A 2,282-nucleotide genomic window follows, 5' to 3' on the forward strand; every position below is an offset into this window, starting at 1 on the left:
CCGGAGTAGCCGACATGACCACTGCCGTCCCCCATGGCACCGCCGTCCGCCCAGCGCCACGCGGCGGCGCCCGGGCCTGTCGGTGACGCCCGTGCCGACGACACCGAGCACCCTCGACCGCACAACCGCCGCCGAGCGGCGCCGGGCACTTGTACGCACCACCCGCGATGTGGCGGACGACCTCGCCGCGGACGCCCTCGCCCGCGACCAGGCGGGCAGGCCGCCGACCGACGAGGTGGCCCGACTGCGCGAGGCCGGCCTGCTCGCGGCCCTCACCCCGCCGACGCCGGAGCGCGGGACGGACTGGCGCACGGGATGCGCCGTCATTCGGAGGGTCGCCTCGGCGGACAGCTCCGTCGGCGAGGTGCTCGCCCGCCACTACGTCCACGCCTGGAGCGGCCGCTTCCACGCGAGTCGGCCCCACGCGGACGCGCTCGAAGAGGAGTCGGTGCGGGCGCAGTGGCTGTGGACGGGTGCGTTCCGCGGCATCGCGCCCGACGACGACACCGACGGACAGGACCTCACGCTGAGGCCGCGCGACAACGGCCACGTCCTGAACGGGTGTCGGTTCGTGGACACGGCGGTCGCCGTCGCCGACCAGATCGTGGTCGACGCCCGCTGCGCCGCGACCGGTGACGTCCTGACCGTACTGATCCCGCCCGGCGCGCGGGGCGTGACCGTCGAACCCGCCCACGACCGCCTCGGGCAGCGCGTCGGCGGCGCGGGCGAGGTGATCCTCGACCGGGTCACCATCCCGCCCGGCCAGGTACTCGGCCGCCGGCCGGACGACGAGGAGTCGACCGCGCCCTTCACCGCGCTGGCCGAGCCGGCGCTCCGGCTCGCCCTGTGCCACGTCGGCCTGGGCATCGTCGAGGGCGCGCTCAGCGAGGCACGCGACCTCAGCAGGGGCGGCCGTGCGTACCGGCTGCCCGGTACGGACCCGGACCTCTTCCTGACGTACGGGGAACTCGCCACCGCCGCCCAGACCGCCACCGCCGTGGTCGACCGAGCGACGGAGATGATGGCGCAGGCCCTCGACACGGGCGGCCGGCTCGACGACGAGGAAGCCGCGGGCGTCTCGGCCCTGGTCGCCACGGCCGAGACGGTGACGTCGAAGGCCGCCCTGCACATCACCGCGCGGGTGTTGGAACTCGCGGACGCCCCCGGCCTGGACCGCTTCTGGCGCAACGCGCGGGTCCTGACCGCCCACCACCCCGCCGCGCACCGCCTGCGCTCGATCGGGGAGCACTACCTCAACGGCTCCCACCGCGCGGTGGCGGCGACCTTCCACTGACCGCCGGCCCCGTGCGGGACCCGTGTCCACCACCACCCGACGTGGACACGCGTCCCGGCCGGCGGCCCGCGGCGCCGGACATCGCCCCGGGACATCGCCCCGGGACATCGGCCGGGGACGTCGACCGGCGCTGTACGGGATAATGCCGGTATGCGGATCTCAGCCAGGGCGGACTACGCGGTACGTGCCGCACTACAGCTCGCCGGGTCACAGCATGACGGGCCACTGAAAGCGGAGGCCATCGCCGAAGCCCAGGACATCCCGCACAAATTCCTCGAAGGCATCCTGAACGACATGCGCCGGGGCGGCCTCGTGCTCAGCCGGCGCGGCGGCAACGGCGGATACCGCCTGGCCAAGCCCGCCGAGTCCATCAGCATCGCCGATGTCATCCGCGTCGTGGACGGACCACTCGTCTCGGTGCGCGGGGTCCGCCCGCCGGACCTGTCCTACACCGGCCCGGCCGAGGCACTCCTGCCCCTGTGGATCGCGTTGCGGGCCAACGTGCGCGAGATCCTCGACGGCGTGTCGCTCGCCGACGTCGCGTCGTCCCAACTGCCCGCCGACGTCTCCGCGCTGGCCCGCACCCCCGAGGCCTGGACCAATCCCTGACCCTCGACCCATCTGCGCTTTCTCGCATCGCGAGATTGCGGCGTCCAGTATGTGGTCAACCTCTTGGGGCGGGTGGTGCCGTCTGCCAATATGCCTACCAACCCGGTGGGAAAACCAGGAAATCAGGGAGGTGGCCGTGCGAACACCGCATCACGCACGCCGTGGGTCGCCCCTGACCTCCCGTCGACACATCGACCTGGTCCGTACCTCCAGCGCCATCTGTCAGCCTGCCTGACACCTTCCACAGGCCCGATCCGCAGGGCCGGTCCACTGGGCCGGTCCACTGGGCCGCCCCCACGTGCGGATCGGCTCGCCGCCGGCCGGGCGGTCCCGCCCGGTCGGTCTCAGCGCTCGGGCGCCTTCGCCCTCACGTGTGCGA

Annotated in this window: 3 protein-coding genes; all 3 read left to right on the forward strand. The window is 73.6% G+C overall.

Annotation, left to right across the window (positions count from 1 at the left end; translation table 11 throughout):
* Positions 1 to 91 precede the first annotated feature (91 nt).
* The 3 genes from ADK55_RS13775 (at position 92) to ADK55_RS40960 (ending at position 2,138) form a co-directional block, all read left to right on the forward strand.
* Entirely contained in the window at positions 92 to 1,294 is a 1,203-nt protein-coding gene (locus ADK55_RS13775) for an acyl-CoA dehydrogenase (RefSeq protein WP_107089181.1), read from the forward strand.
* Positions 1,295 to 1,444: 150 nt separating this feature from the next.
* Positions 1,445 to 1,903: an RrF2 family transcriptional regulator gene (locus tag ADK55_RS13780; protein ID WP_053678515.1), complete on the forward strand. Its 459-nt coding sequence runs from the start codon at positions 1,445 to 1,447 to the stop codon at positions 1,901 to 1,903.
* A 49-nt stretch (positions 1,904 to 1,952) separates the two neighbouring features.
* The gene (locus tag ADK55_RS40960) at positions 1,953 to 2,138 is read left to right on the forward strand and encodes a putative leader peptide (RefSeq protein ID WP_351920999.1); all 186 of its coding nucleotides are present in this window, start codon (positions 1,953 to 1,955) and stop codon (positions 2,136 to 2,138) included.
* Positions 2,139 to 2,282: the final 144 nt, after the last annotated feature.

Origin of the sequence: Streptomyces sp. WM4235, assembly GCF_001279725.1 — a bacterium.
Lineage (GTDB): Bacteria > Actinomycetota > Actinomycetes > Streptomycetales > Streptomycetaceae > Streptomyces.